This window comes from Arsenicibacter rosenii (genome assembly GCF_001870735.1).
Lineage (GTDB): Bacteria > Bacteroidota > Bacteroidia > Cytophagales > Spirosomataceae > Arsenicibacter > Arsenicibacter rosenii.
This window is the reverse complement of record NZ_MORL01000312.1, coordinates 1-373: the sequence shown is the minus strand read 5'-3', so window position 1 is coordinate 373 and position 373 is coordinate 1. Positions and strand designations below refer to the sequence as shown.

At 54.6% G+C, this 373-nt stretch carries 1 pseudogene; it reads right to left on the bottom strand.

The features are described 5' to 3' along the window. Nucleotides 1-97: 97 nt before the first annotated feature. Nucleotides 98-373 (bottom strand): annotated as a pseudogene (locus BLX24_RS31400) (sodium:solute symporter); the annotation flags it as partial.

The following is a 373-nucleotide window of genomic DNA, read 5'->3' as shown; positions in this document are numbered from 1 at the left end:
GCAGGAATCCGGAGTTGACCGGCGATTGATGTAAGGGCTTCCAGCGCCTGTAAATTAGAATAAGGACCGCCGAATATGAGCATGCTGCCGCTNATGATCAGTCATGGTTCTTGGGTTGAAACAGCATACTACCGGCAAAAACAAGGAAACAGAAGGCCGTAGTGATCAGGTTCACACTAAGCAGCGATCCGTATTTTCCGTCGCCCAGCCGCAGGGATTCGGGCAACGGAAAAAAAGTCAGAAAACCGCCCAGCAGCAGTCCGCCCACTACCGACAGGTGAAACGCAGAACGGGGCACCCGAACGTTCCAGCACAAAAAAACCGGCGCCAGGCCAAGCACCAGCGTACCGCTGATGGTCGTGGCTGACAGGAT